This is a genomic window from Pseudomonas atagonensis, assembly GCF_011369485.1.
Lineage (GTDB): Bacteria > Pseudomonadota > Gammaproteobacteria > Pseudomonadales > Pseudomonadaceae > Aquipseudomonas > Aquipseudomonas atagonensis.
On record NZ_VXCA01000054.1, the window covers coordinates 1 to 3,238 of the forward strand.

Annotated in this window: 2 protein-coding genes and 1 riboswitch; both genes read left to right on the forward strand. The window is 62.8% G+C overall.

The window, feature by feature from the left end:
- Positions 1 to 51: 51 nt before the first annotated feature.
- Positions 52 to 264: riboswitch (cobalamin riboswitch) on the forward strand.
- 100 nt (positions 265 to 364) lie between these two features.
- On the forward strand, positions 365 to 1,435 hold the full coding sequence (gene cobW, locus F2P67_RS27195) for a cobalamin biosynthesis protein CobW (RefSeq protein ID WP_166226263.1): 1,071 nt from the start codon (positions 365 to 367) through the stop codon (positions 1,433 to 1,435).
- A gap of 3 nt (positions 1,436 to 1,438) precedes the next feature.
- The coding region (locus F2P67_RS27200; RefSeq protein WP_178120964.1) for a cobaltochelatase subunit CobN at positions 1,439 to 3,238 on the forward strand (1,800 nt) is incomplete at its 3' end.

Genomic DNA, 3,238 nt, shown 5'->3' on the forward strand with positions numbered 1-3,238 from the left:
ACGGATATGCCCCCAAAACCAACCTCCCATTGACCCATCGCGAACCCATGCGTAGCCTTGCGCTTTCGAGGTTCTCCGGCAAAAAACCGGAGCTAAGAAGGGAACGCGGTCAAAGCCGCGGCTGCCCCCGCAACTGTGAACGGTGAAATTCACTGCCACGCCACTGCCAGCTCAACCCATGGGCCAGCGGGAAGGCGCAGCGAATGCCAGGCGCAAAGCCTGAACACCGTCAGCCAGGAGACCTGCCTCGTCACAGATTTCTCACTACAACCGGGCGGGGTGATCCGGTGGCGAATTCTTCCGCGCGCGCGGCTGCGCAGCGGATCTCGTCCCGTTTGCCCGCCACCTTGCCAAAGGGCATCCGATGAAAACACTGGCCAAACTCCCCGTCACCATCGTCACCGGCTTCCTCGGCTCGGGCAAAACCACCTTGCTGCGGCACATGCTCGACAACGCTCAGGGCCGCCGTATCGCGGTGATCGTCAACGAGTTTGGCGAGCTGGGCATCGACGGTGAAATCCTCAAGCAATGCACCATCGGCTGCACCGAAGAAGAAGCCACCGGTCGCGTCTACGAACTGGCCAACGGCTGCCTCTGCTGCACCGTTCAGGAAGAATTCTTCCCGGTCATGCGCGAATTGGTTGCCCGTCGCGGCGACCTTGACCACATCCTCATCGAAACCTCGGGCCTGGCCCTGCCAAAACCGCTGGTGCAAGCGTTCCAGTGGCCGGAAATCCGCAGCGCCTGCACCGTTGACGCGGTGATCACCGTAGTCGACAGCCCAGCCGTGGCCGCCGGCACTTTCGCCGCGTTCCCGGATCAGGTCGACGCCCAGCGCAAACTCGATCCGAACCTGGACCACGAATCGCCGCTGCACGAACTGTTCGCTGATCAGTTGGCCAGTGCCGATCTGGTAATTCTCAACAAGGCCGACCAGACCAGCCCGGAAGATTTGGCCCGCGTGCGCGCCGAAGTCGCCGAAGAGCTGCCGCCAGCGGTGAAGATCATCGAGGCCAGCAACGGTCGCCTGCCGCTGGACGTGTTGATCGGCCTCGGTGCTGGCTCCGAAGAGCACATCGACAGCCGCCACAGCCATCACGATCACCACCACGATGGTGATGACGATCACGATGACCACGATCACGACGCCTTCGACTCGATCTCCATCGAACTGCCGCAAGCCGACGAAAGCCTGCTGCTCGACGCGCTGACGCAACTGGTGGTTCAGCACGGCATTCTGCGGGTCAAAGGCTTCGCCGCCATTCCGAACAAACCGATGCGCCTGCTGATTCAGGGCGTCGGCACGCGTTTCGACAAACATTTCGACCGTCCGTGGGGCGCCGATGAAGCGCGCGTTACACGTCTGGTGTTGATCGGTCAGGCGCTCGACGCGGCACAACTCGAAGCGCAACTGCGCGCCGCGCTCAGCGTTTAAACCATGCACCTGCTCAGGACCCAGCCCGGCGGTTTCGTGTCGGATGACAACATTGCCGACCTTGGACAAACCCCCGCCGAACTGGTGATCCTGTGCAGCGGTGACTCCAGTCTGGCGTTGCTTGCCGAAGCGGCGCAGCAATTGCCCGACGACTATCCGAGCCTGCGTCTGGCCAATCCGATGCAGGTGCAGAATCATGCCTCGGTCGATCTGTACGTCGACGAAGTGCTGCGCCACGCCAAGGTCATTCTGATTTCGCTGCACGGCGGGATTGCCTATTGGCGTTATGGCGTCGAGCGCTTGATCGAATTGACCGAGCGCGGTGTGCAGGTGATTCTGGTGCCGGGCGATGATCGCCCCGATCCTGAACTCAGCGATCTGAGCACCGTGAGCGCCGAGGATCGTGATCGGCTCTGGCAGTTCTTGCGTCAGGGCGGCATGGGCAATGCGCTGGATTTCTTCCGCTGTCTGGCCAACCGCTGGCTCGCTCGCGATTACGCCTGGGGCGAGCCGCAGACGCTGCCGCGCACAGCGATTTACCACCCCGATAAAAACACCGCGGCACTGGCCGACTGGCAAGCCGATTGGCTGCCGGATCAACCGGTCGCGGCGGTGCTGTTCTACCGTTCGCACCTGCAAGCGGCGAACACCGCGTTCATCGATGTTTTCTGTCAGCGCCTGCAAGCAGCGGGGCTTAACCCGTTGCCGATTGCGGTGGCCAGCCTGAAAGAACCGGGCTGTCTGTCGGTGGTCGAGGATTGGCTGGATGAGGTCGAGGCGGGGGTGATTCTCAACACCACCGGGTTTGCTCAGTCCAGCCCCGAAGCGCCGCATTTGCGGCCGTTTCGCCGCGACATTCCAGTGATCCAGGCCATCTGCGCACAAGACAACGAGCCCGGCTGGCGTGACAGCGAACAGGGCCTCGGGCCACGGGATCTGGCGATGCACATCGCGCTGCCGGAACTCGATGGCCGGATCATCAGCCGGCCGATCAGCTTCAAGGATCTGGCCTGGCGCAGTGAGCGCAGTCAGTCCGACGTGGTCTGTTATCGGGCGCAACCCGAGCGCATGGATTTCGTCGCGCAACTGGCGCGGCGCTGGATCGATCTGGCGCGCGCGCCGAATGCCGAAAAACGCATTGCGCTGATTCTCGCCAACTACCCGACGCGCGACGGGCGCATCGGCAACGGTGTCGGTCTCGACACGCCGGCAGCAGCGCTGAACATCTTGCGCGCGCTGCAGGCCGAGGGGTATCCGCTTGCGGCGCACCTGCCGGAGAGCGGCACCGAGCTGATCAAACAGTTGCTCGGCGGCGTCAGCAATGACCTCGACACGATTGATTTGCGCCCGTGCCAGCAAAGCCTGGCGATTGACGATTACCTGACGATGTTCAACGCGCTGCCTGAAGCCAATCGCGCTGCCGTCGTCGAGCGTTGGGGCCCGCCGCAAAACGATCCGNNCGGGCGGATGATGATCGCCGGTCTGCGCTTTGGCCTGACTTTCGTCGGCATTCAGCCGGCCCGGGGTTATCAGGTCGATCCGAGCGCGGTGTATCACGACCCGGATCTGGTGCCGCCCCACGGTTATCTCGCCTTCTACTTCTGGTTGCGCAACACCTACGGCGCCCACGGCGTGATCCACGTTGGTAAACACGGCAACCTCGAATGGCTGCCAGGCAAAGGCGTGGGGCTTTCGGAAAATTGCTGGCCGGATGCATTGCTCGGGCCTTTGCCGAACATCTATCCCTTCATCGTCAACGACCCGGGTGAGGGCGCTCAGGCCAAGCGCCGCACGCAAGCGGTG

What these genes read in the sequence shown, in the direction of transcription:
- cobW (WP_166226263.1), top strand. Translation starts at nt 365, where the DNA reads ATGAAAACACTGGCCAAACTCCCCGTCACCATCGTCACCGGCTTCCTC.